Source organism: Streptomyces platensis, from assembly GCF_008704855.1.
Classification (GTDB): Bacteria; Actinomycetota; Actinomycetes; order Streptomycetales; family Streptomycetaceae; genus Streptomyces; species Streptomyces platensis.
This window is the reverse complement of the sequence record NZ_CP023691.1, coordinates 3,250,305-3,264,571: the sequence shown is the minus strand read 5'-3', so window position 1 is coordinate 3,264,571 and position 14,267 is coordinate 3,250,305. Positions and strand designations below refer to the sequence as shown.

General features: G+C 71.9%; 14 protein-coding genes. 7 read left to right on the top strand and 7 right to left on the bottom strand.

The genetic code is table 11. From position 1 onward, the window contains the following. Positions 1 to 12: 12 nt before the first annotated feature. Positions 13 to 1,644 (bottom strand): carboxyl transferase domain-containing protein, encoded by a 1,632-nt coding sequence (locus CP981_RS14260; protein ID WP_085928369.1) that lies wholly within the window; start codon positions 1,642 to 1,644, stop codon positions 13 to 15. A gap of 134 nt (positions 1,645 to 1,778) precedes the next feature. Here CP981_RS14260 and CP981_RS14255 point away from each other — a divergent pair, with 134 nt between their 5' ends. From CP981_RS14255 to CP981_RS14245, 3 genes are all read left to right on the top strand, one after another. Next, positions 1,779 to 2,420, top strand: coding sequence for an SACE_7040 family transcriptional regulator (locus tag CP981_RS14255; protein ID WP_085928370.1), 642 nt, complete (start codon positions 1,779 to 1,781; stop codon positions 2,418 to 2,420). Positions 2,421 to 2,549: 129 nt separating this feature from the next. Next, positions 2,550 to 3,707: an acyl-CoA dehydrogenase family protein gene (locus CP981_RS14250; RefSeq protein WP_085928371.1), complete on the top strand. Its 1,158-nt coding sequence runs from the start codon at positions 2,550 to 2,552 to the stop codon at positions 3,705 to 3,707. Between the two features lie 20 nt (positions 3,708 to 3,727). Continuing rightward, positions 3,728 to 4,618: an acyl-CoA thioesterase gene (locus CP981_RS14245; RefSeq protein ID WP_085928372.1), complete on the top strand. Its 891-nt coding sequence runs from the start codon at positions 3,728 to 3,730 to the stop codon at positions 4,616 to 4,618. Positions 4,619 to 4,712: 94 nt separating this feature from the next. Here CP981_RS14245 and CP981_RS14240 read toward each other — a convergent pair whose 3' ends face one another. Next, on the bottom strand, positions 4,713 to 5,483 hold the full coding sequence (locus CP981_RS14240) for a GntR family transcriptional regulator (RefSeq protein ID WP_150522340.1): 771 nt from the start codon (positions 5,481 to 5,483) through the stop codon (positions 4,713 to 4,715). Continuing rightward, positions 5,480 to 6,022, bottom strand: a complete 543-nt coding sequence (locus CP981_RS14235) for a GntR family transcriptional regulator (protein WP_085928374.1) — start codon at positions 6,020 to 6,022, stop codon at positions 5,480 to 5,482. The genes CP981_RS14240 and CP981_RS14235 overlap by 4 nt, the downstream gene beginning before the upstream one ends. Positions 6,023 to 6,243: 221 nt before the next feature. On the opposite strand from CP981_RS14235, the gene CP981_RS14230 reads away from it, so the two are divergent. Then, the gene (locus CP981_RS14230) at positions 6,244 to 6,531 is read left to right on the top strand and encodes a hypothetical protein (RefSeq protein ID WP_085928375.1); all 288 of its coding nucleotides are present in this window, start codon (positions 6,244 to 6,246) and stop codon (positions 6,529 to 6,531) included. Positions 6,532 to 6,755: 224 nt separating this feature from the next. Here the strand turns inward: CP981_RS14230 and CP981_RS14225 are convergent, their stop codons facing one another. Beyond that, a complete protein-coding gene (locus CP981_RS14225) occupies positions 6,756 to 7,610 on the bottom strand; it encodes a serine/threonine-protein kinase (protein WP_085928376.1) in 855 nt (284 codons plus the stop codon). A 209-nt stretch (positions 7,611 to 7,819) separates the two neighbouring features. Between CP981_RS14225 and CP981_RS14220 the strand changes: the two genes are divergently transcribed. Then, on the top strand, positions 7,820 to 8,140 hold the full coding sequence (locus CP981_RS14220) for a hypothetical protein (RefSeq protein WP_085928386.1): 321 nt from the start codon (positions 7,820 to 7,822) through the stop codon (positions 8,138 to 8,140). Positions 8,141 to 8,176: 36 nt separating this feature from the next. Here CP981_RS14220 and CP981_RS14215 read toward each other — a convergent pair whose 3' ends face one another. Next, positions 8,177 to 8,974, bottom strand: coding sequence for a phosphatase (locus tag CP981_RS14215; protein ID WP_085928377.1), 798 nt, complete (start codon positions 8,972 to 8,974; stop codon positions 8,177 to 8,179). A gap of 261 nt (positions 8,975 to 9,235) precedes the next feature. On the opposite strand from CP981_RS14215, the gene speB reads away from it, so the two are divergent. Further along, the gene (gene speB / locus CP981_RS14210; RefSeq protein ID WP_085928378.1) at positions 9,236 to 10,222 is read left to right on the top strand and encodes an agmatinase; all 987 of its coding nucleotides are present in this window, start codon (positions 9,236 to 9,238) and stop codon (positions 10,220 to 10,222) included. Between the two features lie 88 nt (positions 10,223 to 10,310). Here speB and CP981_RS14205 read toward each other — a convergent pair whose 3' ends face one another. Next, a complete protein-coding gene (locus CP981_RS14205) occupies positions 10,311 to 11,135 on the bottom strand; it encodes an SDR family NAD(P)-dependent oxidoreductase (RefSeq protein ID WP_107429610.1) in 825 nt (274 codons plus the stop codon). A 53-nt stretch (positions 11,136 to 11,188) separates the two neighbouring features. On the opposite strand from CP981_RS14205, the gene CP981_RS14200 reads away from it, so the two are divergent. After that, positions 11,189 to 12,040 carry a helix-turn-helix transcriptional regulator gene (locus CP981_RS14200; protein ID WP_085928380.1) on the top strand — a complete coding sequence of 284 codons (852 nt, stop codon included), beginning with the start codon at positions 11,189 to 11,191 and terminating at the stop codon, positions 12,038 to 12,040. A 14-nt stretch (positions 12,041 to 12,054) separates the two neighbouring features. Here the strand turns inward: CP981_RS14200 and CP981_RS14195 are convergent, their stop codons facing one another. Then, positions 12,055 to 14,259, bottom strand: a complete 2,205-nt coding sequence (locus tag CP981_RS14195) for an SUKH-4 family immunity protein (RefSeq protein WP_085928381.1) — start codon at positions 14,257 to 14,259, stop codon at positions 12,055 to 12,057. Positions 14,260 to 14,267 lie beyond the last annotated feature (8 nt).

Below are 14,267 nucleotides of genomic sequence, written 5' to 3'. Positions count from 1 at the left end.
GGGACATCCCTCTCACATCCGGAAGACGCCGTAGCCGGGCGCGGTGCTGTCCTTCTGGGGGAGCGGCGCGTTGGCACAGGCCGTCAGCGCCAGCCCCAGCACCTGCCGGGTCTCCAGCGGGTCGATCACACCGTCGTCCCACAGCCGCGCGGTCGCATAGTAGGCGCTGCCCTGGGTGTCGTACTGCTCGCGGACCGGCGCCTTGAAGGCGGCCTCGTCCTCGGCGCTCCACTCCTCGCCGTGCGCCTCCAGCTGGTCGCGCTTGACGGTGGCGAGGACGGAGGCGGCCTGTTCGCCGCCCATCACCGAGATCTTGGCGTTCGGCCACATCCACAGGAAGCGCGGCGAATAGGCCCGTCCGCACATGGAGTAGTTGCCCGCCCCGTAGGAGCCGCCGATGACGACGGTCAGCTTGGGGACGCGGGTGCAGGCCACCGCCGTCACCATCTTCGCGCCGTGCTTGGCGATCCCGCCGGCCTCGTACGAGCGCCCCACCATGAAGCCGGAGATGTTCTGGAGGAACAGCAGCGGGATGCCGCGCTGGTCGCACAGCTCGATGAAGTGGGCGCCCTTCTGGGCGGATTCGGAGAACAGGATGCCGTTGTTGGCGACGATGCCGACCGGGTGGCCGTGGATATGGGCGAAGCCGGTGACCAGCGTCGTCCCGTACTCCGCCTTGAACTCCGCGAAGCGCGAGCCGTCCACGAGGCGGGCGATCACCTCCCGGACGTCATAGGGCGTACGGGAGTCCGCGGGCACCGCCCCGTACAGACCGGCCGGGTCGGCCTTGGGCTCCTCGACGGTCCGCACGGTCCACGGGAGCGGCGCGCGCTCGCCGAGGGTGGAGACGATGGTGCGCACCAGGCGCAGCGCATGGGCGTCGTCCTCGGCGAGATGGTCGGTGACCCCGGAGGTCTTGGCGTGCACCTCGCCGCCGCCCAGCTCCTCGGCGGTGACCACCTCACCGGTGGCGGCCTTCACCAGCGGCGGCCCGCCCAGGAAGATCGTGCCCTGATTGCGGACGATCACGGCCTCGTCGCTCATGGCCGGGACGTAGGCGCCGCCGGCCGTGCACGAGCCCAGCACCGCGGCGATCTGCGGAATCCCCGCCCCCGACATCCGCGCCTGGTTGTAGAAGATCCGCCCGAAGTGCTCCCGGTCGGGGAAGACCTCGTCCTGCATCGGCAGGAAGGCGCCGCCGGAGTCGACCAGGTAAAGACAGGGGAGACGGTTCTCCAGGGCGATCTCCTGCGCCCGGAGGTGCTTCTTGACCGTCATCGGGTAGTACGTGCCGCCCTTGACCGTGGCGTCATTGGCGACGATCACCGTCTCCCGGCCGGAGACCCGGCCGATCCCGGCGATCACGCCCGCGGCCGGTGCGGCCCCGCCGTACATCCCGTCCGCGGCCAGCGGCGCCAGCTCCAGGAACGGCGAGCCGGGGTCCAGCAGGGCGTCCACCCGGTCGCGGGGCAGCAGTTTGCCGCGCGCGGTGTGCCGCGCCCTGGCCTTCTCGCCGCCGCCCAGCCGGGCCGCCGCGAGCTTCTCGCGCAGCTGTGCGGCCAGCTCGCGGTGCGCGGCCTCATTGGCCCGCCAGGAGTCGGACGCCGGATCGGCGGTACTCCCCAGCACCGGTGCCTGCTCCATCGTTACGAGCCCCCTTGCTCGATCGCCTGTCCCGTCACCGCGGTCCGCGGCGGCCGGTCCATCCGGGTTAATGGGCGTTAACCTCATTGCCTTCAGGTTAACGAGCACTAACCCGGCTGTCTACAATCGACGGCATGAGTAATGCGCAGCCCGCCACCCCGACCAGCCGCCGCGAGCAGATCCTCAAGGAGGCCGCCCGGCTCTTCGCGGAGCGCGGCTTCCACGGCGTCGGCGTGGACGAGATAGGGGCGGCCGTGGGCATCTCCGGTCCGGGCCTCTACCGGCACTTCGCCGGCAAGGACGCGATGCTCGCCGAGCTGCTGGTCGGGATCAGCGAGCGGCTGCTCGCGGGCGGCCGGATGCGGGTCGCGGAGGGCGGCGGCAGCCCCGAGGCGGTGCTGGACGCGCTGATCGACGGCCATATCGACTTCGCGCTGGACGACCGGCCGCTGATCACCCTGCACGACCGGGAGCTGGACCGGCTGCGGGAGGCCGACCGCAAGCGGGTCCGTCAGCTCCAGCGGCAGTACGTGGAGCTGTGGGTGGAGGTCGTCCGCCGGGTCCACCCGGGCCCCTCCGAGTCCCGGGCCCGCGCCGCGGTGCACGCCGTCTTCGGCCTGCTCAACTCCACCCCGCACCTCGGCCGCCCGGGTGCCCTGCCGGGCCGTACGGAGATGGCGGAGCTGCTGCACCGGCTCGCGCTGGGCGCGTTCGGCGCGGTGGCGGGGGAGCCGGAGGCCGGGGAGCCGGTGGCGGCGTCGGCGCCGGGCGCCTAGGGGCAGGTCCGCCGGCTCGCACGGATTTTCGTTGACCTCTGGACAGCTTAGGTAACTGGCCGGTAGCTTTCGCTGAGCAAGCGCTTAGCCATGCGCTTGGACCGGCGACCTGGAGGAGGCGACGTAGCAATGCGCCGTACGGTGTTCAACGAGGATCATGAGGCGTTCCGCGAGACCATACGCGCCTTCATCGAGGCCGAGGTCGTCCCGGTCCACGACGAATGGTTCGCCGCCGGTCAGGCCCCGCGCGACTTCTACTACAAGCTCGCCGAGCTGGGCGTCTTCGGTATCCGCGTGCCCGAGGAGTACGGCGGCGCCGGCATCGACTCGCACAAGTTCGAGGCCGTGATCTACGAGGAGACCTCCCGCGCGGGCGTCACCTTCGGCGGCTCCGGCGTGCATGTGCTGCTCGGCCTCCCGTACATCCAGATGCTCGCCACCGACGAGCAGAAGAAGCGCTTCCTGCCGAAGTTCGTCAGCGGCGAGGAGATGTGGGCGCTGGCGATGACCGAGCCGGGCACCGGCTCCGACCTCGCCGGCATGAAGTCCACCGCGAAGCTGTCGGAGGACGGCACGCACTACGTCCTCAACGGTGCCAAGACCTTCATCACCGGCGGGGTGCACGCCGACCGCGTCATCGTCTGCGCCCGCACCGCGGCCCCCCGTGAGGACGACCGCCGCTTCGGCATCTCGCTCTTCGCCGTGGACGCCAAGTCCGCCGGCTACTCCGTCGGCCGCAAGCTGGACAAGCTCGGCCTGAAGATCTCCGACACCGCCGAGCTGGCCTTCGTCGACGTCAAGGTCCCGGTCGAGGACCTGCTGGGCGAGGAGAACAAGGGCTTCGCCTACCTGGGCCTGAACCTCGCCTCCGAGCGCTGGGGCATCGCCTTCGGCGCGTACGCCCAGGCCAAGGCCGCCGTCCGGTTCGCCAAGGAGTACGTGCAGGAGCGCACGATCTTCGGCAAGACGGTCGCCTCCTTCCAGAACACCAAGTTCGAACTGGCCGCCTGCCAGGCCGAGGTGGACGCCGCCGAGGCCGTCGCCGACCGCGCGCTCGAAGCGCTGGACGCCGGCGAGCTGACCCCGGCCGAGGCCGCCTCCGCCAAGCTGTTCTGCACCGAGGTCGCGCACCGCGTCATCGACCGCTGCCTCCAGCTGCACGGCGGCTACGGCTTCATGAACGAGTACCCGATCGCCCGCCTCTACGCGGACAACCGCGTCAACCGCATCTACGGCGGCACCAGCGAGGTCATGAAGTCCATCATCGCCAAGTCCATGGGCCTCTAGGCCGCAAGGGCCCCGCGCACGTGAACGACGCACTCCGGTCCCTGCTCGATCTGCTCGCACTGGAGCGGATCGAGCAGGACATCTTCCGGGGCGAGAGCCGCGCCTCGGTCGTACCCCGGGTCTTCGGCGGCCAGGTCGCCGCCCAGGCCCTGGTCGCGGCCGGGCGCACGGTCCCCGCCGACCGGCCGCCGCACTCCCTGCACGCGTACTTCCTGCGCCCGGGAGACCCCGGCGCGCCCATCGTCTACACCGTCGACCGCATCCGCGACGGCCGCTCCTTCACCACCCGCCGGGTCGTCGCCGTCCAGCACGGCCAGCCGGTCTTCCACCTCTCCGCCTCCTTCCAGACGGCCGAGGAAGGGCTGGAGCACCAGGAGCCGATGCCGCCGGCACCGGACCCGCTGGAGCTGCCCACCGCCGCCGAGATGCTGCCCCGGCACGCCGAGCGCTTCCTCGCCCCCGACGTCGCCGAACGCCTCCTGGAGGCCCGCGCCGCGATCGACCTGCGGTACGTCGACGAGCCGCCCTACGTCACCGTCGGCGAACCCCGCGAGCCCCGCTCCCAGGTCTGGTTCCGCACCCAGGGCAAGCTCGACGACGACAGCGCCATCCCCCGCCCCCTGCTGGACATCTGCCTGGTCACCTACGTCTCCGACATGACCCTGCTGGACTCGATCCTGCTCGCCCACGGCCGCGGCGGCTGGGCGGTGGGCGACGTCGTCGGCGCCAGCCTGGACCACGCGATGTGGTTCCACCGCCCCCTGCGCGCCGACGAATGGCTCCTGTACGACCAGGAGTCCCCCACCGCCCAAAGCGGCCGCGGCCTCGGCAAGGGCCGCATCTTCACGGCGGAGGGGCAGCTGGCGGTGTCGGTGATTCAGGAGGGGGTTATCCGGGTGCCGCGGGGTTAGACGTCCTCGCCGTGCGGCACCCGCCGGCCACGCCGGCCGCCCTCGGCAATGGCGGGCACGCTCGTCCCACTCAACACGCAGGTCGTCGCGGGCCTCACTCTGGCGTGAACTCGTATTGGAGTTCATGGAGATGGCCCGCCTTGACCATGATGGTGACCTCGATGGGCCGTTCGTCGTCCGTGTAGACCACTCGCAGGGTCCGGAGGACGGGCAGGCTGCTGGGAAGGCGGAGGGCCTCGTACTGCTCCTGAGTGGGTACGCGGGCGGAGACCCGGTCGACGCTGAGGCGGGGCGGGTGACCCAGCTCGGCCAGGAGAGTGGGCGTACCGCCCTTGATCCTGCGGCGTTCCGTCATCGCGGTACCGCGGGCGATGTCCAACGGGTAGTAGGACTTGACCAGTTCGACCGGTTCGTCGTCGACCAGGAGAATCTGGCGGCGGAGCAGTGCCGTTCCGCCTTCCGGGAGATTCAGGGCCGCTGCGGCATCACTGGGCGGCGTGGCCTCGGTGACCTCCAGCAGCGCGCTGTGCGCCCGGCCTCCGCGCTTCGTCGCCTCGGTGAGCCAGCGGTACTGCTCGCCGGGGCCGACAGGTGCCATGAAGGAAGCGGGCCGCATGGTCTGCTGCCGGTGTTCCCGTACAGTCACCGCCGCTCCGGCGCGACCCACGACGAGGCGTTCGTCCTTGAGAAGTTGGAGCGCCTTCTGCACGGAAGCGTCGAACCGTGTCTTGAGGTGCGTCGTGGACGGCAGTTTCGCGCCCGGTTCCAGGTCACCGCTCATGATCTCGTCGCGTAGGTCGGCGGCGATCCGTTCGTGCAGGGAACGGCGGTCGTACGCGTCGTCTTCGGTTCTCGGCACAGTCATCCGATCTTGATCTCGTAGCGCAGCCGCTGAAGGCGTCCGGGCATCGCCATCCTGTCGACCTGGATCGGCTTGTCGTGTGCGTCCAGCGTGACCCGTGTCAACTGAAGCACCGGTTCGTCGTCACCGGTCCGCAGCGCTTCGCGTTCCTCGCGGCTGGGCATCCGGGCGACGACGTCCTCCTGGACCCGTGCGCCGACGTGCCCGAGGTCAGCGAGGAGCGAGATCGCGCCGCCGGGAATCTTGGCGGTCCCGGCCAGGCGGGTCCCCTGTGCGATGTGGACGGGGTAGTAGGTGTCGGTCAGTTCGCAGGGCGCGTCGTCGAGATACATCACGCGACGGCGTACGACGACGTTCTCGCCCTCCGCGATTCCCAGAAGTTCCGCGATCTCGGGCGGTGCCGCGATCTCCCCTGCGTGAACGATGCGTTGGCTGCCACGGCGGCCACGGGCGGCGGTCTCCGCGTTCCAGGCATCAGACTGCCCTTTCTCGCGGGGCGTCAGATACGGCATCGAGGTGCTGACCCACTCGCTGGTACCCACGCGTCCTCCTGGCGACAGGTGATCTCAACCCTTTGCCTACACGGTAAGCGACCCCTGAAGGCAACCACCCTCCGGCTACCTTGCTGCTTTTCGTGAATAGCGATACGGTCTCAATTTTAGTGCAACCAAGGAGCAAGGCGGTGGTTCCCCGTGTCTGTGTGCCTTTCGCGGCAACGTCGATTTCCTCGTATGCGCGTCCTGGGGGTGGAGGTGGCGGTGCGATGAGTGAGTCGCAGACCACGCGCCTGCTGTCGTGGGTGAGTCCTGATGGAAAGACCTGCTTCCTTGTGAGCGACGGCAGGGGTGAGAGCGGCTTCTCCCGTGTCGCGGACCGTATCGAGGACGTGCAGCTCGATCTGGCGGACCGGCTGCTCGATCACGCGGCCGACCTGCTCGGGGACGGTAGGGCGACGGATCGGCAACTCCGTTATCTGGGTGAGCAGTTGAGTGCTGTGCTGCGGGATGTGCGTCGTGTCGCGGAGAGCAGGGGTGCGCGGCTGAGCCGGTGAGGAGCCACAGCAGCCCATGTCCCGTCGTCGGCAGACGCCCGCCGCACCGCCCGCCCCGGGCTGGAGGAGGGCCCGGCCGAGGCGGGGCATCTATCCGGCCATCAAGAGATGAACTGATCGGCCGGCGGGCAGCAATGAAGGGTCTCAAATCTGGCTTCACAACCTCACGATCCGCTTCATGCCAGCTGCACTTGTGAAGCGGGTCGTGAGATTCCGCAGCTCGATCACCCGGCCACCTTCGCCAGGGATTCGGCGAGTTCGGCGGCCGTCGGCCGGTCATTCGCCCTGCCGAGGAGGACCGGTCGCAGGATGTCCTGGAACGCCGGCCAGGGGGCCGCGGTGTCGAGGGGGACGCAGCGGCTTGCGATGCGCACGCGGATTTCTGCCGGGGTGAGCCGGACGGGCTCGATCCCGGCCGCGGCGTAGTCCAGTGGCCAGCGGCCGGTGAGGCAGGTCCATAACGTTCCGGCGAGGGCGTACACGTCGGCGGCAACGCTCGGGGTGACCGGTCGGCGGCCGGCTTCGATGGACGCGGCCAGTTCCGGCGCCACCAGGTGGGTGAGGCCACCGCGGAAACCGGCGGCCGGTTCCGTACCTGTGCGCCAGGACCAGGAGCAGTCGATCAGCCGTACGCCATGGTCGGTGTGGATGCCGTGAGACGGCTGGAGGTCGGCGTGGATCCAGCCGGAGGAGTGGAGCGCGGCCACGGCCCGGCACAGGTCCACGGAGGCCACCAGTGCGCCGGACTTCCCGTCCGCCGCACCCCGCACAGGAGCGAAGGCGTGCCAGGTCGACGGCCCCGCGAACCATGGGGTCACCAGCCAGGCAACACCCTCGTCCCCGCCGGAGGCCAGCAGGTAGCCGGGCCAACCGATCGCCTTGAGGACCGCCGCCTCCCGCTGAGTGACGGCCGCACCCTCGCCGTCGCCGGTCTTGACCGCCACTGCCCCCTCTGGGCCGGTTGCCTTCCACACCGCCGCGCCACGCCGGTAGGAGATCTCCTCCAGTTCGACCGGAATGCCGCAGGCCGCTTCGGCGGCGACAACGGCGGCTGTGGGGAAATCAGGGAACTCGCCCATTTCTTCACTGCCTTCCACTCGTAGGGGAGCGCCGGAAACACCTCGCGTCCGTCGTCCACAGCTGTGGAGAGCGGCAGCGCGAGGCCCGGGGTGTCGGGCGGCCGGCCTCAGCGGTCGCCCACGTATATCGCGTTGTGGGCGCCAGGCCGCCGCCATAAAGTCACCGCATGTCTTTGCGACTTCGTATGCGTCAGGCGTTGCCCGAAGCGATGCGTGCCCGGGACAAGGTCGCGGTGAGTGTGCTGCGGGCGACGCTGGCCGTGCTGGACAACGCTGAGGCGGTTCCCGTGGGGGAGGCCGGGCTTCGGGGTGTGGCCATTGAGCAGGCGCCGGTGGGCGTTGGTGTCACCGAGGTGGCGCGGTGTGAGCTGAGTGAGCGGCGGGTGGTGGAGGTCGTACGTGCCGAGGCGGACGAACGGCTGGAGGCCGCCGCGCAGTTGAGTGCGCCGGCGCATGCCGACCGGGCCGCGCGGCTCCGTGCGGAGGCTGCCGTGTTGATGCGCCTTCTCGACGGGCCCGGCGGCGCGTAGGACACGGGGCCGCGGCGGCCCCCAGGGGGCGCCCCCTCAGCGCAGCCCCGCCGCCTCCAGCAGATACGCGGTCAGCGGGTCGTAGTGGCGGGGGCTCAGGACGTGGTCGTCCAGGGGGATCGTGACCTGGAGGGTGCCTTCGGCCTCGGCGAGGAAGAGGGCCGGGTCGTTGCAGTCGGCGAAGCCCACCGCGTCGATACCGCGCTGGCCCGCGCAGCCCGCCCAGCCGTGGTCGGCCATCACCAGGTCCGGCAGCGGGCGGCCCTCGCGCTCCAGGCCGTCCAGGACGGCGGCCATCGGCTCGGGGGAGTGGGTGTGCCAGAGCGTCGCACCGCGCTCCAGCATCGCCACGTCGGCGAACTGGAAGACCATGCCGTCGTCCGCCCGCAGCCCGTCCGGGATGACGACGATCTCGCAGCCCGCCACGCGCAGTGCCTCGGCGGTCGCCCGGTGCACATCGAGAAGGCCGCCCGGGTGGCCGGTCGCGAACAGCACCCGGTGCTGCCCGGCGGCCGCCTTGCGCAGCACCGCGGCGGTGCGGTCCAGCGCGTCGATCGTCAGCTCCGGGTCGATGGTGTCCTGCCCCTGCCGGTGGTGCGGGTCGTCGACGACGCCGCAGCGCTCCGCCATCACGGCCAGCACGTCCTGCTCGTCCACCCACCGGTCGCCGAACTCCAGGCCGAACCAGTAGTGGCGTTCGCCGTTGGCGAGCCTGCGGTAGTGGGAGAGGTTGTTCTCGCGGGGGGTGGCGACCTCACCGGCGATCCGGGTCCGGACGAGATGATCGACGAGTTCGGCGCGTGAGGGGGCAGCGGCTGCGGAGGCTATCGGCATAGCGCCCATTGTGCCCGTACACCTGTTCCGGGGCCGGGGAGTTCCGCAGCCCGGACACCGGGGTGCGGATGCCGGAGCGGGCGCACCGCCCTGCGGACAGGTGGCGGCGTCCTGCGGAGAGGGTGGCGGCGTGCCGCGGGAGCCAGGAATGCCTGGTCAGCGCCCTGCCGTCGCCAGCCTGGACAAAATGTCGAACGCTCCCGGCCCCGGTGACGCACATGTCCATGGGCCCGGCGCCCGGCGCTCCCTACCCTCACGGTCATGACCACCGCAGCCAGCGCATCCAACGGGCCCGTGGGCCCCGTCGACTCCTCCCGTGTCCCGCGCTACGCCGGGCCCGCGACGTTCGCCCGCCTGCCCCGCCTCGACGAGGTCGGCGGCCGGGCCGATGTGGCCGTCGTCGGTGTCCCCTTCGACACCGGTGTCTCCTACCGCCCCGGGGCCCGCTTCGGCGGCAACGCCATCCGTGAGGCGTCCCGGCTGCTGCGGCCGTACAACCCGGCCCAGGACGCGTCGCCGTTCGCGCTCGCCCAGGTCGCCGACGCCGGTGACATCGCCGCGAACCCGTTCAACATCAACGAGGCCGTGGAGACGGTCGAGGCCGCGGCCGACGACCTGCTCGCCGGCGGCGCCCGGATGATGACGCTCGGCGGCGACCACACCATCGCCCTGCCCCTCCTCCGCTCGGTCGCCAAGAAGCACGGCCCGGTCGCGCTGCTGCACTTCGACGCGCACCTGGACACCTGGGACACGTACTTCGGCGCCGAATACACCCACGGCACCCCGTTCCGCCGCGCCGTCGAGGAAGGCATCCTCGACACCTCCGCGCTCTCCCACGTCGGCACCCGCGGTCCGCTCTACGGCAAGAAGGACCTCGACGAGGACGAGAAGATGGGCTTCGGCATCGTCACCTCGGCGGATGTCATGCGGCGCGGGGTGGACGAGGTCGCCGACCAGCTGCGCCAGCGCATCGGTGACCGTCCGCTGTACATCTCCATCGACATCGACGTGCTGGACCCGGCGCACGCCCCGGGCACCGGTACGCCGGAGGCGGGCGGCATGACCTCCCGCGAGCTCCTGGAGATCCTGCGCGGGCTCGCGTCCTGCAACCTGGTCTCGGCGGACGTCGTCGAGGTCGCGCCCGCGTACGACCACGCGGAGATCACCGCCGTCGCCGCCTCGCACACCGCGTACGAGCTGACGACGATCATGTCGCGGCAGATCGCGGCCTCCCGCCAGGGGGAGTAGGGGCAGACGGGCGTGGCAGGGGCGGCGGTGTCCCGCGCGGTGGGAGCGCGGCGGGGGCCCGGCGCCCTGCGCACACCCCCGTTCCGGCTCAGGCCCGCATGCCGCCGTCGACCCGGAGGACCGTGCCGGTGACGTAGGAGGAGCGGTCGCTCAGGAGCCAGGCGGCGGCCTGGGCGATCTCGTCCGGATCGGCGGCGCGGCCCAGCGGGGTCCGGGCGTTGAGCTGCTCGATCGTGCCGGGGGACTCCGCGTCCCAGTCGTACAGCATCTCGGTGAGCGTCGTGCCGGGCGCGATGGCGTTGACGCGGATCCCCTCCGGGCCGTACGTGGCGGCTGCCGACGCGGTGAGGCTGTTGATCGCCCCCTTCGCCGCGCCGTACGCGGGCAGCGCGGGGTTGGCCATCAGGCTGCCGACGCTGGAGGTGTTGACGAGGGCTCCGCGCCCCGCGGTGGCACGGATGGCGGCGATCTCGGCGGTCATGGCCAGCCACGGGCCCTTGAGGTTGACGGCGCAGACACGGTCGAAGTCGGCCTCCGACAGCTCATCCATCGGGCCGGGCGGCTGGCCCGTCGCGCCGTTGTTGAAGGCCACGTCCAGCCGGCCGTACAGCTCCACGGACCGGTTGACGGCGGCCCGGACGCCGGCCGGGTCGGTCAGATCGCACACCACGTAGTCCGCGGTGCCGCCGGCCGCCCGGATCTCCTCGGTCACCGCCTTGAGCTGGGACTCCGTGCGGGCCGTGAGAAGTACCCGGGCGCCCTCCCGGGCGAAGAGGCGCGCTGCTGCCGCGCCGATGCCGCGGCCGGCACCGGTGATGAAGGCGACCTTGCCGGAGAGCAGGCCCGAGGTCGTGGTGGACATGATCGGTGTCTGGTTCATGACGACGAGCCTGCTTCCGGCGGCCCGGCACATCCAGGCACCGGCAGTACCTGGCAGGGCACCTCGGCGCCGCACACACTGGGGAGATGGATCGACGAGAACTGGCCGGCTTCCTGCGCAGCAGACGCGAGCGCATCACCCCCGCCGACGTGGGGCTGCCCGCCGGGCAGCGCCGCCGTACCCCGGGACTGCGCCGCGAGGAGGTGGCGCAGCTGGCGTTCATCTCGACCGAGTACTACGCCCGCCTGGAGCAGGCCCGCGCTCCCCACCCCTCCCGTGAGGTGCTGGCCCAACTCGCCCGCGCGCTGCGCCTGTCGGACGCCGAGCGCGACCATCTGCACCACCTCGCCGGTGCCCCGCCCGGACCGCCGCCCGGGCCCTCGCGGGAGATACGGCAGAGCATCGTGGACCTGCTGCGCCGGTTGCCGGAGGCCGCGGCGCTCGTGGTGTCGGCGACGTATGAGGTCATCGCCTGGAACGACCTGGCCGCTGCCCTGATGGAGGACTTCTCCGACCTGTCGCGCCGGGACCGGAACCTCATCCGACGTGCCTTCCTCGGCCCGTACCGGAACGGCCGGCGGCTGTACGGCGTCTCGGACGCGGACGCGTTCGCCCGGACCGCGACCCAGCACCTGCGCGCCGCCGCGGCCCGCTACCCCAACGCCCCGGAGGTGACCGGCCTGGTCGCCGAACTCCTGGACGGCAGTGCGGAGTTCGCCCGGCTCTGGGCCGCCCACGACGTGACCGACCGGCCCACCCTCTGCAAGACCTTCGCGCACCCCCTCGTCGGCCCCGTGTCCGTCAACTGCGACGTCCTGGACATCGCCGACCGGGACCAGCGAGTCTTCCTGTACACCGCCGCCCCCGGCTCGCCGTCGGAAGAGGCACTGCGACTGCTGTCGGTCGTCGGCACGCAGCGGATGGGAGTGGCGGGGTGAGGGGCCCCGCCCCGTCAGTCGTTCTCGAAGATGTACATCCAGGCGGCGGACTCCGAGCCGGTGTCGTCGAGCATCCAGAGTTCGCCGCTGACGTGCTGGCGCAGGGCGTACTGTTCGTCGCTGTTGTCGACCGTCGCGGAGATGCGCAGGCCGATCAGCCACTGGGCGGTCATGGCGAGGAAGTTCTCCAGGGAGGACGCCACCAGGGCGCCGTCGACCGGGTCGTCCTCGTCGCCCACCCGGAAGACCTCGCCGCCGGTTCCGTCCAGGACCAGGTCGGCGCCCATCCAGCGGCCGAGGTGGAAGAACGGCCCCTCGGTTTCGGGGGCTTCGGCCGCGTCGTCCGGCCAGGTGAATTCGGTGAGGAAGGTGTCGTCGTCGGGGGCGAGGCGCAGGCCGCTCTCGTCGAAGGCGGGGATGCCGAGGCCGGTCAGCAGCTCGCGGGCGCCGTCCTCCTCCAGGCCCGCCGGCAGGTGGTCCTCCTTGACGGGGCGGAAGGCGTCCTCGCCCACTACGGCGCGCAGGTCCGCCGTGCCGGGGGGTGTGGCGTGCTGCGGGGTGGTCGGGCCCGCCGCCGCGTACGGTCCGGTGAGCGGGGCGCGGCCGGGGGTGCCGGCCGTCTCCTCCCAGCCCTTGGCGGGGGACAGGGCGAAGAGGCCGCCGGGGCCGCCCAGGATGGCCAGTTCGCCCACGGTCAGTACCGGAGCGGAGAGCAGGCTCGGGTGTGCCATGCCGGTGCCGGGGACGGCGGCTTCGAGTGCGTCGAGCGTGGTGATCGCGTCACCGGTGCCCGACTCGTCCGGCCGGGTCAGGGCGGTGTGGGCGTCCTCCGGGACGACGGAGTCCTCCGGCCAGGGGCCGGCGAGCGGTTCGCCGGTGTGCGCGTCCCAGATGGTGACGTCCACCTCCGGTGTGCCGAGCGCGGCCACGGCGGGCCGGCCGTGCCAGCGGACCTCGGCCGTCTCGCCGACCACGCCCGGCGCCAGGAACGACGCGTGGAAACCGCCCGGCGGACGCCAGCGGGTCCACACCGCCTTCCACGGGAGGCGGATCCCCGAGGCGAGGAGTCCGGTCACGAAGTCCTCGTCGCTGCGGGCGGTCGCCATCAGGTGCAGCCAGGCGGCCCAGGCGGTCTGGGTGGCTGGGACCACCCCGTAGTCCCAGAGGTACGCGGCGTCCGCCGCGGCGCTGTTGCCGCCGATGCCGCCGTAGTGTGCGCAGCGCGCGGCATCGAGCAGGGCGGTCTGCGGCAGATGGGCCACCAGCTCGCCCCGGGCGACCAGTTCGTCGAGAGTCTGCGTGGTCCACTTCTGCTCGTGGTCGGCCTGCGCCGCGTGCATGGCCAGCCCCGCGGCCGCGTACCTGCCGAGCGCTCCGCCCGCCGCCCAGCCGTCGGGGTGGGCGAGTTCCGGGGCCAGCGTCCGCAGCCAGGCCGTCATATGGCGGTTCACCCGGGTGACGGTTTCCGGGGCGGTCTCGCGCCGCAGCGACTCGGCCACCGCCTCGTCGACGAAGCCGACACCGTCCTCGCGCCGCTCCAGCCACCGGTCGTGCTCGGCCAGCACGGCCTGGAGCGCGTCCTCGGTGACCGGGTGGTCGTCGTCCGCGCGCAAGCCCGCCACGAGCGCCGCCCAGGCGCGCGGCGGCACCGTGCGCGGCTCGGCGAGCGCCAGCGCCCGCACCTCGTCCGGCCAGGCCGGCGGGGCGGGCGCCGGGTCCGCTCCGGCCGGCTCCAGCCGGAGGCCGGCGTCGCCGGAGCGCAGCAGAGCGGGCGCATCCACCTGGGCGATCACCTGAAGCCCGGTGCGCGCGCACAGTGCCTTCAGCGTTCCGGTCAGCAGCCGCTCCGCCTCGTACGAACGACGGGTACGGCCCATCCGGTGCACCTGCGTGAGCAGCACCAGCCGCCGTTCCGGGAGGGCCCGCACCTCGGAGATCCACCTGCGGCCGCCGTAGCGCCGGGACTCCAGCCCCAGCGCCGCCAGCACCTCCCCGAGCAGCTCCTCCGCGGTGCGCTCCGTGGCATCGACCAGGACGCTCGACGCGACCTGCGCGCCCACCTCCCGCAGCACCTGCCCGCCGTCCGCCGCACCCTCGCCGACCAGGCTCAGCCAGCCCCCCGGCGCCAGCGGATCGGAGGTGTCCTGCCACCACCGCAGCAGCCGATCGGCCGCCGCCTGCGCGGAAACGGCCTCCAGCACCGGGGTGTTACTGCTCATCGCTGCTC